The following is a 15,539-nucleotide window of genomic DNA, read 5'->3' as shown; positions in this document are numbered from 1 at the left end:
GTTCCGCGCTCGGGTGGCGCTCAGTGGTCGCGGCCCAGGACCGCGGGGGCGGCGTCCTCGTCGGTGCCCCAGACCTCCTCGTCCTCGGACAGCCAGGTGGTGCGGGTGCGTCCCTCGCTCTGTGTGGCCTGGCTGCCCTGTCCGGCGCCGGGTGGCATGAACGGCATCCCCGAGCTGGTGGTGGCCCGGGACGCGGCCTGTTCGGTGGTCGTGGCCGACCGGGCGGCGGTGGTGCGGGTGGTGCCGCCGGCCGCGTCGGTGTCGGCGTAGCCGGACCGGACGCGTTCGGCCGCGGTCATCTCGCCGCCCAGGCCGCCCATGCGGGAGGCGGCGAGCGCTCCGGGGTTCAGACCGGACGACCCGGTGAGGCCGTCGCCGGACGGGACCTGGCCGCCGAGCGCGCCGGAGAGCGACGAGGTGTAGGGGACGTCGTCGTAGAGGAAGTCGCCGTCCTGTGTCGCGGTGGTGAGGGAGTCGGTGGTGGACGCGGTGCCGTTGAGGAGGTCGTCGAGCGCGCCGTTCAGACCGGTGCCGGTCGAGGTGCCGGAACTGTTGAGGCCGGTGCCGGAACCCGTCGACGTGCCCGAGCCGTCCGGGGACGGTGAGGAGGTGTCGACTCCGCCGGTGCCGGGGGCGTCGACGGTGTAGGTGCCGTCCGGTTCGAGGGTGCTGACCAGGCCGTCGGGGTATTTCGTGGTGATGCTGCCGTCGGAGTTGAGGGTGGTGGTGCTGCCGTCGGGGTTGGTGACGGTCTGGCCCGGCTTCAGGTCGAGGTCGCTGACCGCGCCGTCGGCGCCCTGGACGGTGTAGGAGCCGTCGGGGTCGAGGGTGACCTCGCTGCCGTCCGGATAGGTGGTGGTCACGGAGCCGTCGGCGTTCTGCACGGAGGTGCTGCCGTCGGCGTTGGCCAGGGTGGTCCGGCCGTCCGGGTCGGTGGTGAGGGTGCTGCCGTCCGGGTACTCGGTGACCTCGGTGCCGTCCGGTCTGGTGGTCGTCGTACTGCCGTCGGGGTTGGTGACGGTGATGCTGCCGTCCGAGTTGATCTTCGTGGTGCCGGAGCCGGACGAACCGATGCCGTTGAGCGCGTTGTTGAGCAGCGAGGTGTAGGTGGGCGAGGTGCCCAGGTCGCTGCCGGTTCCCGTCCCGTCGCCCGACAGGCCGTCGGTGCCGAGGATGTCGTTGAGATCGCTGTTGAGGTCGGTGCCGATGCCGCCGCCACCGGTGCTGCCCGAACTCCCTCCGGACAGAATGTCGTTGAGCGCGTCGTTCGTGGACGAGCCCACGCCGTTCAGCGCGTCGTTCGTGGACGAGGCGATGTCGTTGAGGGCGTTGCTGACGGAGGAGTTCTGGTTGTTCAGCATGTTCGCGATGTCGCTGACATCGAAGTCCGAATCGCTGTTGCCGCTGCCGTCGTTGCCGCTGCCGCCCGTCGTGGTGAGGGTGGCGGAGGGCGCCTCCTCGAAGCCGTAGCCGGGGTCCCAGTCGGTGTTCATCAGTTTCGACCAGGCGCCGCTGAGGGTCGTCGTCGCGGTGTCGGCCGCGGGGTCCAGATGGGCGGTGACGCCGTTGTTCCAGCGGGCCACCGCCTCCTGGCCGATCTTCGCCCAGTTGGCGGGGTCGGTGAGGCTGCCGTACGCCGGTACGTTCTCCTTGAACCCCTCCATGAGGTCGTACCAGTACTCGGTGCCGCCGTAGGAGGTGCCGTAGGTGTTGGAGTGGGTGACCACCCTGCCGGCGTTGTTGGCGTCGAGCCACTGCTTGATCTCGGTGAGGACGTCACGCATCACGTCCTCCGGGTTCCAGTGGCCCGCGGGGGTGTTGGCGGAGCCGTCCGGCGCCTTTCCGGTGACGTTGCCGTTCTGGTCTCCGTGCCACTTGGTCCAGGCGTCCCTGAGCGTCTTGACAGCCGCGCTCAGGGCGTGCTCCGCCTCGATCAGACCGTTGCCCTGGAAGGTCTTGCTCGCATAGCCGTCCACGACGCTCGCGCTCTGGGCGCTGAAGCCGTTGGGCGCCAACTGCTCGTCGTAGTGCTTGTACTGCTTGCGCAGGGTGTCGAGGAGGTTGACGAAGACACCGGCCGCATTGCCCTGCCAGGCCGCGTTGTCCCGTCCCATGGCGTCGACCCAGCCCTCGAGCCGGGTCTGGTGCTCCTCGAAGAACAGTTTCGCCCGGTCGAGGGACTTGGCCCGGTAGGAGAAGGTGCCCAGGTCGACGGAGTCGGTCTCCGTCACGGCCAGTCCGTCGAAGGAGAAACCGTTGGTCCTCCAGGGGGAGGCCGCCAGCTGGTCCAGGGCCGACGCGACGCCGTTGGCGTACTTGTAGAAGTTGGTCCCGCTCACGCCGCTGCCGGTCTGCCACGCGTAAGTGACCTTCGCGACATACAGGTTGAGGGACTTCGCGTTCTCCATCGGACCCGCGTCGCCGGTGCCCGCGAAGAACAGCACGTAGTTCCCGCCGGCCGCGGCCAGCCGCTGGGCGGCGGCCGTCGCGTCGGTCTTCCCGACGTCGGAGATGGTCACGGAGAACCAGGGGGTGTCGACGGCGTCGTCACCGCTGCCGCCGTTCCGGTTCGACTTGCCCTGGAGGTCGCTGGTGACGGAGCCCCTGGCCGGAACCTTCCATCCGGTCATCAGGTAGACCGCCTGCTCCCACTTGCCTTCGTCTGCCATGGTGCCGGGAACTCCTGGTGGGTGGGGGTCAGGCGAGGCTGGTGCCGCCGAGGTCCTGACCGACGTCGGCCATGGACGAGACGAACCGGTCGGTGGCCACGGCCTGCAACGAGGACCCGGAGGTGTCGAGCAGGGTCGTCACGGTGTCCCTGAGGTCCCGCTCCATGTCGTTGAACAGCTTCTTCTGCTTGACGAAGACCTGGTCGACGTTCTTCATCAGCGCGACCGTGTTGGTGCGCAGGGCGTCACCGTGCACCGTGCCGGCGGTCCCCATGGGGCCGATGGCGAGCTGTTTGTCGGGGGTGGCGCTGAGCGCCGAGTGGATGGTGAACAGCGACTCGACGGGCGGCTGGTCGGCCGTGTCGTTGCGGATCTTCGCGAGGTCTCCGCTGAAGGCCGTCAGTTCGTGGTCGACGAACGAGGTCAGCTGGCTCGCGTCGAGGTGCGTGAGGTCTGCCATGTCTCTTCTCCCCTCCGGGTCTCTTGGCGGGTCTCTTGGCGGGTCTCTTGGCGGGTCTCGCGATGCGCTGAGCGGGGTCGGGACGCCCCGCCGGACGGCGGTGCGGCACGGCGGTCGTGCGACACGACCGCCGGCGGTGCGGCCCGGCCCGCGGTCAGGACAGCTCGCTCCACATCTGGGCGAGGCTGTTCTCGGTCTGCCGGTAGTTGTTCGACACCTCACCGAGCAGGGTGGCGTGGGACATCAGCAGCTGCTCCATGGCGACGACCGCGTTGTTCCAGTCCCGCTGCGCGTCGGTGTAGGCCTGGGCGTCGGAGCCCTGCCAGGTGGCCTTCAGCTCGCCCAGCTCGGCTTCCAGGCTGTCCAGCGTGGTCTCGATGGCCCTGGTCTGCTGGATCAGGTCCTCCACGCCCTGCTCGACGTGGTTGTACTCGACGTGGATGACACCGTCGGCACTCATGGCAACTCCTCGGGTCGTAAGGGTGGTTTCCCGGTCGGCCGATCGACCGGTCAGCCGGCCAGCTGGCTGTAGGCGGAGTCCGACGTGCTCTGCGAGGTGCGCACCATGTCGGTGTTGGCCGACTGGGTGGCGTTGTGGTGCCGCATCGTCGTGCTCAGGTTGTTGATCAGGCCTTGCAGCTTGTTGAGGATGATCTGCGCCTGGGCGTCCCACTGCTGGAGCAGCTTCTGGAACTCATGGCCGTCCTCGGAGGAGGAGCTGTAACTGGTGGCCAGGCCGCCCGCGGTGGTGTCCACGTCGGTCTTGCAGCGCTGGATGCCCGCGTGGGCGCTGTTGAGGGCGTTGATGCCGAGGAGCGTCGACGACTGCGACGACTGCTGGATCGGTGTGCTCACGGATTACCTCGTTCCACTGGGTGCGGTCGGATGCTGTCGGTCCTGATGTCTCCCGGCCCCGCCTCGGCGAGGCGGTCCGGGACGGTCCGGGACGGGATCGGGTCGCTCGGGGGCCACTGCCGGGGTCACTCCTGCTTGCCCGCGGCGAGGCCGGGCACGTGGCCGGCGGCGGGACCGGTGGGGGCGCCGTCGGCGGGTCCCTTCGGCGTCCCGGCGGCGCCGTCGCGTGCCGGGCCGCCGGAGCAGTCCCCGGCCTGCGTGGTGCGTGCGGCGGTGGCACCGGAGGCCGCGTCGGGATCCAGGTCGGGGCCGGTCGGGAGCATCTCCAGGAGCGTCGAGGGCAGGGCCGCCGGTTTTGTCCCGCCGTAGCCGAGATCCGCGACGGCCTGCCCCGAGGGCATGCGGTACTTCACTCCCGTGTCGGTCACCAGGTACGTGGTGTCCCCCAGTTCCCCGCCCCCCGCCGCGAGGGCGCGCACCACGGCTCCGGCGCCCGGCCGCACCGCGATGGCGTCCACGGGGGAACAGGCGGCCCGCACCCCCTCGGGTGCCACGGCGGGCGAGGCGTCCAGGGTGGTGACCACGGCGACGCTCGTCGCCGGACCGCCGTCCGTCGGCTCCACGTTCGCACAGAGGTCCTGCCGCCCGGCGGGCTCCACCAGCCGGGGCGGGCCCGAGGGCCACTGCGCGGAGTCGGTGTCCCCGGTGCCGGAGCGGGTGAGATGAGCGGCGAGGGTGTCGGTGGCCAGCGCCACCGCGGCCGGCGGCTCACCCTGGTAACTGTCCTGCCGGGTACGGGGATCGCCCAGCACGAGCGCCGCCCGCGTGGCGTCGACGGGGCGCAGGCCCTGCGCGGTCAGCAGGTAGTACCGGACCGGGCCGTCCGGAACCTGCACGGTGAACACCTGGCCCACGCGGGTGGCGTGACCGTCGAGCGACGGGCCCGCCGTGCCCCGTCCGGGCACGTCGAGGGGCGCGAGCTCGGGTCCCAGGGGAAGGCTGTTGAGGAACTCGGCCGAGACCGTGCGGGCGGTGGCGTCACCGTAGCCGAGGGCACGCTGTGCGCCGTGCTCGGTGTCGAGCGGCAGCCGGCGCCCGTGCCAGACCAGGAACCGCTCACTGCCGGCGGAGGTGACCAGGAGTGCCTGTCCGGTGGTGAGCCCGTCGCCCTCGGGCGGCTCGGAGCCGATGACGAGGGTGGTGGTGGCCGGCCTCTTGCCGTCGTCGGCTGTGTAGATCCCGGAACACACCAGCCAGGGGCCCGCGTTGACGTCCGAGGCGGAGGGCAGGTCGTCCGGGGCGCCGGAGATGCCCACGGCGGCTCCACGCGGAGTGCCTTCCAGGGAGGCGCCGGAGACCATGCGGGTGGCGAGGTCCGAGCCGCCGATCAACCGCGCCGAGGCGTAGTTGCGGATCGGGTGCAGGACACCGTCCTGGTAGATGTACCGGGTGCCGGTGTCCTTGCGGACGATGACGGCGCCGGCGCTCCTCCAGGAGTCGTCGCCGCCGGGTGACAGCACCCCGAACAGAACACAGCCCGCCGTGCCCAGCGCGCCCAGCAGCAGCCCCCAGGCGGCGCCGCGGCCGGTGCGGCCCATCGGGCTCTCCGGCGCGTCCGGATCGGTGAGCAGCATGCCGGAGGTGAGGCGGCTCATCATGAAGACGTGCGCCTCGACCTGGTCGCGCTTGGACTGCACCGGATCCTCCCTTCCTTCTCGTCTCTGGCTCTCTCGTCGTCACCTGCCGCGCGTACCGGGTGCCTCGCGTGTGCCGGGGGGGGGTGACCGCCCCGCGTGCTCCCGCCGGTCAGCCGAAGACGCCGCGCATCCGGCCGTAGACCCCGAGCACCCAGAGGACCAGCGGCACCAGGGTGATCGCCGATGCCGAGTGCAGCAGTTCGGCCGCTCTCCCCCAGTGCGGGACGAGGCGGCGGCCCGGCAGCGCCCAGCACAGCACGGCCAGCGCGGCGGCCAGGCCGGACAGCAGCACGACGAGCAGCAGCCGGTCCGCGGTGCCGGAGCGCAGGCCGAGGGACACGACCAGGACGGCCGCGCCCCACAGACCGGGCAGCAGCACCGACACTCGCTGGACGGCATTGCCGATGCCCCGGCTGTGCAGGGTGAGCAGCAGGGCGAGGACGAGGGTGGTGACGCGGGCCGGGGTGGTGGGCTCCGCGCCCAAGATGGTGAGGGCGCCCGCGCAGATCACGCCCACCGCTCCGTACAGCGCGGTCATCCAGCCCTCGGCGCGGATCGTGCGGACGACGAGGCGCTCGCCGGGTTCGGGGTCGATGCCCTGCTGGAGTTCCCCGGCGTTGGTGGGCAGCGGGGGCATGCGCAGGCCCGCGAGCCAGAACGAGACGGCCGGGACGCTCGCGCCGAGCAGGGTGGCGACGACGGCGACGAGCGCGGCGGCGTGCGCGGCCGGCAGTCCGGCGAGGACCATGAGCAGTCCGGCCAGCCAGACGGCGACCGCCACCACGGCCGAGGCGAGGAAGAAGCGGGCCGGCCCCGAGATCAGGATCAGGGCGAGTCCCGTGCCCGCTGCCGACGCCGCGGCGGCGGACAGCAGTCTGCTGCCGGTCGAGGCGGCGCCGTCCCCCGCGCCCAGCACGGGCAGCAGCCAGCCGGTGGCGCCCAGGCAGGGACCGGCCATCAGGGCGAGCGCGGTGGCGGTGCCGTTGTCGGCCATGGCACGGCTGGCCGCGGCGGCCCCGGCGAGCAGGAGCAGGCCCATCAGCGCCGCCGTGGCCGCGCGTACGGCGACGGGGGCGCCGGGCAGCACGAGGATCGCCAGGGCGACGGCCACGGAGCAGACCAGCAGGGTGCGCAGCAGCCAGCGGGTCGCGTCCTGGGACCACTGGTGGGGACGCTCGCGCAGGGTGGCGGCCATGCCGTCCACCAGGTCGTCGAAGTGCGCTTCGGGCAGCGTCTCGACGCGCGGCCGCAGGTAGAGGGTGTCGCCGTCGCGCAGTTCGAGGGACTGTGCGGTGGCCTCCAGGTCCAGCGGTGTGCCGCCGAGCCGCTGGAGCACCCAGCCGCCGTGTTCGAGTCCGGACTCCTCCAGGTCGTCGCCGGCGTAGCCGATGACGACGGGCAGCAGATCGGCGATCGGGACGTCCGAGGGCACGGCGAGGTCGACGGACCGCTCGGACGTCCGTATGTTCACGCGGCAGAGACCGGCCAGCGCGTTGTCGCTCACGCTCCTGCCTTCCTTGTTCGGCTCTTCTTCAGCAACTCTTCGGCTTTTCTGGGCTCTTGGGGATTCCGTGAAGCGCTTCCGGACTGCTCTTCCGGACCGCTCTTCTCGAAAGTTCTTCGACTGCCCGTCGTACGGGCGGGCCTGGGCCTCGCAGAGAACGCGAAGGGATCCGGACGGCGCGGAGGCGGGCGGGGACACTGACGACCGACGGTCCGGCCGTCCGCCCCACAAGCACCGGGCGATCGTAGGCAGGCGTGTGTGAGGGAAAACTGACCGGCGGTGCGGGTCACCGTGCGCGGACCGTACGGCTGTACCGGCACCGCCGCGGGGGACGTCGGTATGTGTCCCCGGAGCCGGCCACGGACGCCGCACTCCCCCTTCGGGAACGAACACTTTTTACGCACTCGGGGCCGCCTAGGATCCCGGGTGGGGTCGTGGAGACGCTCCCGGCCGCGAGAGGCGGCCGGCGGGGCGAGGGCCGGGCGGCGGGGCCCGTGCGGCGATCGCCCGGTGTCCGCCCGGCGTCCGCCCCGCATCCGCCGTACTCCGTCCGCGGGCGGGAGCGTGCGGAGGGACCCGAACCCTGCGCAACCCCACCGAAGGAGCGTCATCCCGTTGTCCGTCGAACTCTTCCGCAGGCCGGCCCGCCGTCACGGTCCCGACGTGCCCCAGGGCGAACTGGCGCTCCAGGAGCCGCCGACCCTGCCGGAGACGCAGGCGGATTCGTCCGCCGTCTGGACCTTCCTGCCCATGGGCATGATGTCCGCGTCGATGCTGGTGATGTTCCTGCGACCGGGCGAGAACTCCGTCCTCAGCTATATCGCCATGGGCATGATGATGCTGTCCATGGTGGCCATGCTGGTCGGCCAGATGATGCGCGGCCGGGGCGAGCGCAAGCGTCGTACGAAGGGCGAACGGCGGGACTATCTGCGGTACTTGGCGCAGGTGCGCAAGAAGGTCCGGCGTGCGGTGACCGAGCAGCGCCAGGCCCTGGTCTGGCGCCATCCCGACCCCGCCGTGCTCTGGTCGATGGTGCGCACCACCCGGCTGTGGGAACGCCGCCCCGCCGACGACGACTTCGCCGAGGTGCGGATCGCCGTGGGCGACCAGCGGCTCGGGGTGCGGCTCAGCCCGGTCTCCACGAAGCCCGTGGAGGACCTGGAGCCGCTGAGCGCGCACGCCCTGCGCCGGTTCATCCGCGCCTACTCGACCGTCCCCGACCAGCCCGTCTCGGTCTATCTGCGGGCCTGGTCGAAGGTGCTGACCCGGGGCGACGAGCACCGGATCCGGTCGGCCGCCCGCGCCCTGGTGGCCCAACTCGCCGCGTTCCACGCCCCGGAGGACCTGTGGGTGGCCCTGTGCGTGTCCGACGAGCGGCGGGCCGACTGGGAGTGGCTGAAGTGGCTGCCGCACTCCCAGCACCGGCACGACCGTGACGGCGCCGGACCGGCCCGCCTCGTCGCCCCGTCGGTCACCGAACTGGAGAACCTGCTCGGCGCCGAGTTCCAGGAGCGGCCCGCCTTCGACCCGGACGCGGTGCCGGGGCGCGAGGAACCGTTCACCGTGATCGTCGTGGACGGCGGCCGGATCCCGGCCGGGCACCGGCTGGACGGACAGGGCTTCCGCAACAGCGTCACCGTCGACCTGTCCGGCGCGCTGACCTGGCGGCCCGGCCGTACGACGCTGCGCCTGGACTTCACCGACCCCGAACTGCGCCTGGTGCGGACCGACCGCAGCCGCCAGGAGCAGACCACCCCCCTCGGCCGTCCCGACCGGATGGGCCCGGCGGCGGCCCGGACGCTGGCCGCGCTGCTCGCCCCGTACCGGCTGAGTCTGGCCACCGACAGCACGGAACCGCTCGCCTCCGACATCCAGCTGACCTCACTGCTCGGCATTCCCGACCTGCACCGGCACGATCCGGCGGGCTACTGGGCCGCCCGCACCGGGGCCGCCGGGCGGCTGCGGGTGCCGATCGCGGTCGGCGCGGACGGGGCGCCCGTCGAACTCGACATCAAGGAGTCGGCGCAGGGCGGCATGGGCCCGCACGGCATGCTCATCGGCGCCACCGGCTCCGGCAAGAGCGAACTGCTGCGCACCCTCGTCCTCGGTCTGGCGCTGACCCACTCCTCGCAGACCCTGAACTTCGTACTCGTCGACTTCAAGGGCGGCGCGACCTTCCTGGGCCTGGAGGAACTCCCGCACACCTCCGCGGTGATCACCAACCTGGCGGACGAGGTCGCGCTCGTCTCCCGTATGCAGGACGCCCTGCACGGTGAACTGATCCGCCGTCAGGAACTGCTGCGGGCCGCGGGCAACTACACCTCGGCCCTGGAGTACGAGAACGCGCGCGCCTCGGGCACGGCGCTGGAGCCGCTGCCCAGCCTGTTCGTCGTCGTGGACGAGTTCAGCGAACTGCTGGCGGCGCACAGCGAGTTCATGGAGCTGTTCGTCATGATCGGCCGTCTCGGGCGGTCCCTGGGGGTCCATCTGCTGCTGGCCTCCCAGCGCCTGGACGAGGGCCGGATGCACCAGCTGGAGAGCCATCTCTCCTACCGCATCGGTCTGCGGACGTTCTCCGCGATGGAGAGCCGGGGTGTGCTCGGGGTGCCCGACGCCTATCAGCTGCCCTCCCAACCGGGCGCCGGCTATCTCAAGAGCGGGGTGGAGGCGCTGACCCGGTTCCGGGCCGCGTACGTCTCCGGGACCTACCGGCGTCGGCGCGGCGCCCTGGCCCGTGCGCAGGTGGCCGGACAGGTCACCCCCTGGAGCGTCGGCTGGATCGCGCCGCGGCAGCTGCCCGAGTCGGTGGTGCGGGCGGAGGCGGAGGAGGCCGCCGCGGAGGAGGCGAACGCTCGGAGCCTGCTCGCCACGGCCGTGGACCGGCTGCGCGACTCGGGTCCCGCGGCCCGCCAGGTGTGGCTGCCGCCGCTCGGACTGCCGCCGACCCTGGACCGGTTGCTGCCGCCGACGGCGCCGGACGCCGAGCGCGGTCTGACGGTCCCGGCCGGCGGATCCGGCGCGGCGGCGGTGGCGCGGGGCGCCCTGCGGGTCCCGATCGGCATCGTGGACCGGCCGTTCGAGCAGCGCCGGGACCCCCTCGTGGTGGATCTGTCCGGGGCGGGCGGCCATGTGGCGATCGCCGGCGGCCCCCAGAGCGGCAAGTCGACCCTGGTGCGCACGCTGATCACCGCCCTCGCCCTCACCCACACCCCTCGCGAAGTGCAGTTCTACTGCCTGGACTTCGGCGGTGGCAGCCTGACCGGGCTCGCCGGGCTGCCCCATGTCGGCGGTGTCGCGGCCCATGTCGACGGGGAGCGGATCGGCCGGACCGTCGCGGCGGTGGCCTCGCTGCTGGCCGAACGCGAACGGTTCTTCCTGGAGCACGGCATCGACTCCATGGCGACGTACCGCAAGCGGCGGGCGGCCGGGGAGTTCCCCGACGAGCCGTACGGCGACGTGTTCCTGGTCGTGGACGGCTGGGGCACCCTGCGGCAGGACTTCCTCGACCATGTGACCACCCTGTCGCAGTTCGCCCTGCGCGGCCTGAACTACGGCGTGCACCTCGTCGTCACCACCACCCGGTGGGTCGAACTCGCCGCGCAGGTCAGGGATCAGGTGGGCACCCGCCTGGAGCTGAAGATGGGCGACCCGATGGAATCGGTGATCGACATCCGGCGGGCCCGCTCGGTGCCCCGGGTCCCGGGCCGCGGTCTGACCCCCGAGACCAAGCTGCACTTCCTCGCCGCGCTGCCGCGACTGGACGGCGTACAGCACCAGGAGGACCTGGCGGAGGGCGTCGCGCAGGTCGTCGCGTCCGTCGCCGAGCACTGGGCGGGGCCCCCGGCGCCTCCCGTGCGGATGCTGCCGGTACGGCTCCCGGCCGCCGGACTGCCGCCCGCCGAGGGCGATCTGCGCGTCGCGCTCGGCATGGAGGAGGACAAGCTGGCCCCGGCCTGGCACGACTTCTCCGAGCACCCCCATCTGGTCGTCGTCGGGGACGCCGAGACCGGCAAGACCAACCTGCTGCGACTGGTGGCCAAGGGCATCACAGAGCGCTACACCCCGGCCGAGGCGCGGGTCCTGGTGGTCGACTACCGGCGGGAACTGGTCGAGGCGGTGCCGGAGGAGTACCGGCTCGGCCACGCGGTCTCCGTGGACCAGTTGCGGGAACTGGCCGACGGCGCGGCCCGCGCGCTGCGCTCCCGGATGCCGGGTCCGGACATCGCGCCGTCCCGGATGCGGCTGCGGGACTGGTGGCAGGGGCCGACCCTGTTCGTCCTGGTCGACGACTACGACCTGATCAACGCGCCGCTGGGGCGCAGCCCGTTCGAACCGCTGCTGGACTTCCTGGCGCTCGGCTACGAGGTCGGTTTCCATCTGGTGGTGACGCGTTCCGCCGCGGGCGCCGGACGCGGCCTGGGCGACCCGGTCCTGCGCCGGATGCTGGAGATCAACACCCCGGGCCTGCTGATGTCGTGCCCGCCGTCCGAGGGGTATCTGTTCGGCAGCGTCAAGCCCCGTGTCCTGGTGCCGGGCCGGGCGCTGCGCATCACCCGCCGCAAGACGTTCCAGGTGCAGACGGCTCTGCTGGACGAGGACTGACGGAACTGACGGGACCGACACCGCGGAGGGGCCCGGCCCGTGGGCCGGGCCCCTCCGCGCTCGGCGGTTCCTCCGTCGCGGGCGCCCCACGCGACGGCCCCCTCCGCCCGGGACGCGTTCAGGCCTGCGCGGCGCCGTCGCGGCGGCCTCGCCGGGCGCGGACCACGCCCCGCACGGCCGCCGCCGTCAGCAGCGTCAGCAGACACACCGAGCCCACGGCCACGGCGATCCGGCGCGGGCCCGGGTCGTCGGCGGGCAGCGACAGCACCACCCGCTCCGCCGGCGCCGGCCGCGGCGCGGCGGTCCCTGCGTCGTGCGGTACGACGGTGAGGGAGGCATAGGTGTCCAGGCGCGGCACGTCCGCCGGGTACGCGGTGCCGGTCAGCCGACGCGCGGTCTCCTCGGCGCTCAGGTCCGGGTACCGCGACCGGACGAGCGCGGCGGCCCCGGCGACGTGGGCGGTGGCGAAGGAGGCGCCGGTGCCGGTGAAGTCGCCGGTGCCGCGCGGGCCGGTACCGACCACCTTGTCGCCCGGTGCGGCCAGATCGGCCCGGACCGGCTCGGGCGCCCCGTCGGGGCGGCTGCCGTCGGGGCCGAAGTCCAGGACGGACAGCACGCCCTCGTCCGACGCGGGCCAGTAGCGCGCGGCCGGGGCGGCCCGCGTCGTGTCACCGGAGACGCCGGTGACGTCCCCCGTGGCGTCGGGCACGGCCGCGGCGACCACCAGGCAGTCGCGGGCGACGGCGTAGCGGACCGCCGCACTCAGCGCCTTGCTGCCCCGGGACAGCGCCAGCGGGACCACGACGACCCCGGCACGGGCGCCGGCCGCCGCGCGGATGCCGGCGGCGACGCTCGCGGCGTCGGCCAGACCGCGGGCGTCGGTGCCGCGTACGGCGAGAACGCGGGCGTCGGGGGCCATGCCACCGAAGTCGGCGCCGGTGCCGTCGTACTCCGCGGCGATGAGTCCCGCGACGAAGCTGCCGTGGCCGACACAGTCCTCGGCGGCGTCGCCCACCGCCTCGACCCGGCCCTCGAGGCCATGGGTCCGCGTCGCCACGCCCGTGTCGACGACGGCGACGGTGACTCCCGCGCCCCGGGAGTAGGCCCGGGCACCGGACAGTCCGAGCACGGCATGCGTCCACGGGACGACCGTCATCGTGGTCGGCGACGGCCGGGTACAGACCGCGCCGCTGCCGAGGGAGCCGGGGATGACGGGCAGCCGTACGGTCGAGCCGGTCGCGGCCGGGGCCGGTGACGCGTCGTCGGCCAGCGCGACCGGCGCGGGACCGACGGTGAGCGCCAGGGCGCACAGTCCGGCGGGGACGGCGTACCGGGTGCGGCGGAGGGACGGGGCGGGCCGGGCCGTCCTGCGCGACGGCCGGGAGAGGGGCATGTGCGGTCCAGTCCTTCGGTGGTGGGGCGGCCGCCGGTCGGGGCGAGCCGGTCAGAGCGAGAACATCTCCGGCTCCGTGGGGAGGAAGCGGCCGGTGTCCAGCAGCCGGGCCGGTGCGTCGGCGGATCCGTCACCGCGGGGCCACGGGGTCCACGGCCCGTCGTCCGGGAGCGCGTGGCGCACGAGATGGCCGAGCAGGCGGCGCACGGCGGCGGCGCGTGCCGACGGGCCGTCGGCCGTGTGCACCAGTTCGTGGGCGTACGCGCGTTCCAGGGGACGCAGGGTGAAGCGGCCGGGCGCGCGCTCGTCCAGCAGGTGCACTCCGGTGAGCGCGGACAGCAGGACGCGGGCCCGCCGGGGTCCGGTGCCGGCCAGGGCGGCGGCCTCCACGACGCCCGTCTCGGGCTCCGGGTGCAGGGCCAGCAGCCGGAACAGCCGGGCGGCGTCAGGGTCGAGCGTCCGGTACGAGCCGTACAGACTCCGCCGTACGGTGGTCCGGTCGCTCTCCCCGAGGATGGCGGACGGTGCGGGCGACGCCGCCGGTCCCCCGGGGGTGTCCGTGAGCCGTCCGGCGGCCAGGTGGAGGGCGAACGGCAGTCCGGCGCAGTGTTCCACGAGCCGTTCGGTCCGCTCGGGGTCGGCGGTGAGCCGGTCGGAACCCAGGCGCGCCGCCAGGAGTTCCCGCGACTCCTCGGGGGTGAGCGGGCCCAGGACGACGCGGTGGGCGCCCTCCGCGGCGACCAGGCCCCAGAGCTGGTCGCGGCTGGTCACCAGGACCATGCAGCCGGGCGTGGCGGGCAGCAGCGGCCGGATCTGCGCGGTGTCGCGGGCGTCGTCGAGCAGCAGCAGGAAGCGTCGTCGGGAGAGCACACTGCGCCACAGGGCGGTGTGCGCGTCCACGTCGTCGGGGTCGGTGGGCAGCCGGTCCGGGGGGACGTCCAGTGCCGTGAGGAGAGCGCGGATCGCCTCGCCCGGCGCGACCGGCGCGGCAGACGGGTCGAAGCCCCGCAGGGCGATGCGGATCAGCCCGTCGGGGAACCGGTCGGCCAGGCGGCGGGCGGTCTCGGCCGCGAGGGCGGTCTTGCCGGACCCGGCCGGGCCGCAGACGGCGGCGAGTTTCACGGTCTCGTCCCCCGGCCGGGCGGCATCGGCATCGGCATCGGCATCGGCATCGGCGAGCAGCCTTGCCGTCTCGGTCCGGCGCCCGACGAACGCGTGCGCGGGCGCGGGCGCGTCTCCGCCGAACGAGAGCGGCGGGCGCCCCTCGTCATGGCCGCCGGGACCTTCCGGGCGGGGCGGAGCGCCGTCCGTGGGCGGGGCGGCCGACGGGCCCGCCGTGGTCCCCGGTACGAGCCACGGTTCCCCGGTGCGGCCCGGTGCCGGGGCGGGCGGGGGTGTCGTCGGCGCGGGACCGCGTTCGCCACGCGGCACCGGAGCGGTCCGGCGGTGCTCCGGCTCCTCGGGGTGCCCGGAGCGCTCCGGGTGCCGCGCGTGTTCCGAGTGCCGCGGATGCGCCGGGCGCTTCGGTGACTTCGGGCGTACCGGGTGTTTCATCCGGACACCGGCCGGGGGGCCGTTCAGGTCGCCGCCGAGCACACGCTCGTGCGCGGCACGCAGTTCGGTGCCCGGGGTGACGCCCAGTTCCTCGGCGAGCCGGGTCCGGGCGCGGTGGCACACGTCGAGGGCTTCGGCCTGGTGGCCGGTGGCGGCGAGCGCCAACGCCAGTTTCGCGTGGACCCCCTCGTCGAGGGGATGACGGGCGGCGCAGCGTTCGATCGCCGGGAGGACGCGGTCCGCCAGGCCGTCGCACAAGGCCGTGTCCGCGGCCTCGCGGACGGCCGCCACGTACTCGTCGTCGAGGGCGGTGAAAATGCGGTGGGCTCGCGCGACGGCCGGGACTCCGGCGGCGACCGGCCCCCGCCACAGCGCGAAGGCGTCGTTGAACCGCTCCACGGCTTCCGCCGCGTCCCCCGTCCGAGCAGCCTCCTGGGCCCGCTCGCGCAGTCGGCGGAAGCGGGTCAGGTCGACGTCGTCCGCGTCGACGCGCAGCCGGTAGCCCCCGCTGACCCGGACCAGCCGCTGTCCCTCGGTGCGGTTGGGCAGCTCCGGCTCCAGGACCCGGCGGAGCATGCCGATGTGACGGTGGATCACGTTGGTCGCGCTCACCGGCTGCCCCTGGCCCCACAGCACGTCGGCGATCTCACCGACCGGGACGGGCCGTTTCACGCGGACCAGCAGCACCGCCAGGGTGGCGCGCTGCTGTGGGGGGCCGAGATCCAGCTCGGTACCGTCGCGCCAGGCACGCATCGGCCCCAGCACGGAGAACGACGGCGCCGTCGGGTCCTGACGCATCACCGGC

Annotated in this window: 9 protein-coding genes; 1 reads left to right on the top strand and 8 read right to left on the bottom strand. The window is 73.4% G+C overall.

The genetic code is table 11. The features are described 5' to 3' along the window. Positions 1-20 precede the first annotated feature (20 nt). From OG410_RS41155 to eccD, 6 genes are all read right to left on the bottom strand, one after another. Positions 21-2,669, bottom strand: coding sequence for an AAWKG family protein (locus tag OG410_RS41155; RefSeq protein WP_329303846.1), 2,649 nt, complete (start codon positions 2,667-2,669; stop codon positions 21-23). A gap of 28 nt (positions 2,670-2,697) precedes the next feature. Further along, positions 2,698-3,129: a type VII secretion system-associated protein gene (locus tag OG410_RS41150; RefSeq protein ID WP_329303845.1), complete on the bottom strand. Its 432-nt coding sequence runs from the start codon at positions 3,127-3,129 to the stop codon at positions 2,698-2,700. A 154-nt stretch (positions 3,130-3,283) separates the two neighbouring features. Continuing rightward, positions 3,284-3,589, bottom strand: a complete 306-nt coding sequence (locus OG410_RS41145; protein ID WP_329303844.1) for a WXG100 family type VII secretion target — start codon at positions 3,587-3,589, stop codon at positions 3,284-3,286. A gap of 50 nt (positions 3,590-3,639) precedes the next feature. After that, on the bottom strand, positions 3,640-3,984 hold the full coding sequence (locus OG410_RS41140; RefSeq protein ID WP_329303843.1) for a hypothetical protein: 345 nt from the start codon (positions 3,982-3,984) through the stop codon (positions 3,640-3,642). A gap of 125 nt (positions 3,985-4,109) precedes the next feature. Then, positions 4,110-5,681: a type VII secretion protein EccB gene (gene eccB, locus OG410_RS41135; protein ID WP_329303842.1), complete on the bottom strand. Its 1,572-nt coding sequence runs from the start codon at positions 5,679-5,681 to the stop codon at positions 4,110-4,112. Positions 5,682-5,790: 109 nt separating this feature from the next. Beyond that, entirely contained in the window at positions 5,791-7,185 is a 1,395-nt protein-coding gene (gene eccD / locus OG410_RS41130; protein ID WP_329303841.1) for a type VII secretion integral membrane protein EccD, read from the bottom strand. 615 nt (positions 7,186-7,800) lie between these two features. Between eccD and eccCa the strand changes: the two genes are divergently transcribed. Beyond that, positions 7,801-11,787 (top strand): type VII secretion protein EccCa, encoded by a 3,987-nt coding sequence (gene eccCa, locus OG410_RS41125; RefSeq protein WP_329303840.1) that lies wholly within the window; start codon positions 7,801-7,803, stop codon positions 11,785-11,787. 118 nt (positions 11,788-11,905) lie between these two features. On the opposite strand, the gene OG410_RS41120 is transcribed toward eccCa, so the two are convergent. Both OG410_RS41120 and OG410_RS41115 read right to left on the bottom strand, forming a co-directional pair. Beyond that, complete coding sequence (locus tag OG410_RS41120) at positions 11,906-13,180, bottom strand: S8 family serine peptidase (protein ID WP_329303839.1); 1,275 nt, start codon at positions 13,178-13,180, stop codon at positions 11,906-11,908. A gap of 51 nt (positions 13,181-13,231) precedes the next feature. After that, complete coding sequence (locus OG410_RS41115; protein ID WP_329303838.1) at positions 13,232-15,532, bottom strand: AfsR/SARP family transcriptional regulator; 2,301 nt, start codon at positions 15,530-15,532, stop codon at positions 13,232-13,234. Positions 15,533-15,539 lie beyond the last annotated feature (7 nt).

Origin of the sequence: Streptomyces sp. NBC_00659 (genome assembly GCF_036226925.1) — a bacterium.
Taxonomy (GTDB): domain Bacteria; phylum Actinomycetota; class Actinomycetes; order Streptomycetales; family Streptomycetaceae; genus Streptomyces.
Note: the sequence above shows the minus strand (reverse complement) of the source record. Positions and strands in the feature narration are given on the sequence as shown.

Excerpts from the sequence above, each read along its gene's own strand:
- OG410_RS41150 (WP_329303845.1), bottom strand. The coding sequence starts at position 3,129 with ATGGCAGACCTCACGCACCTCGACGCGAGCCAGCTGACCTCGTTCGTC.
- OG410_RS41115 (WP_329303838.1), bottom strand. The coding sequence starts at position 15,532 with ATGCGTCAGGACCCGACGGCGCCGTCGTTCTCCGTGCTGGGGCCGATG.
- OG410_RS41120 (WP_329303839.1), bottom strand. The coding sequence starts at position 13,180 with ATGCCCCTCTCCCGGCCGTCGCGCAGGACGGCCCGGCCCGCCCCGTCC.
- OG410_RS41155 (WP_329303846.1), bottom strand. The coding sequence starts at position 2,669 with ATGGCAGACGAAGGCAAGTGGGAGCAGGCGGTCTACCTGATGACCGGA.
- OG410_RS41145 (WP_329303844.1), bottom strand. The coding sequence starts at position 3,589 with ATGAGTGCCGACGGTGTCATCCACGTCGAGTACAACCACGTCGAGCAG.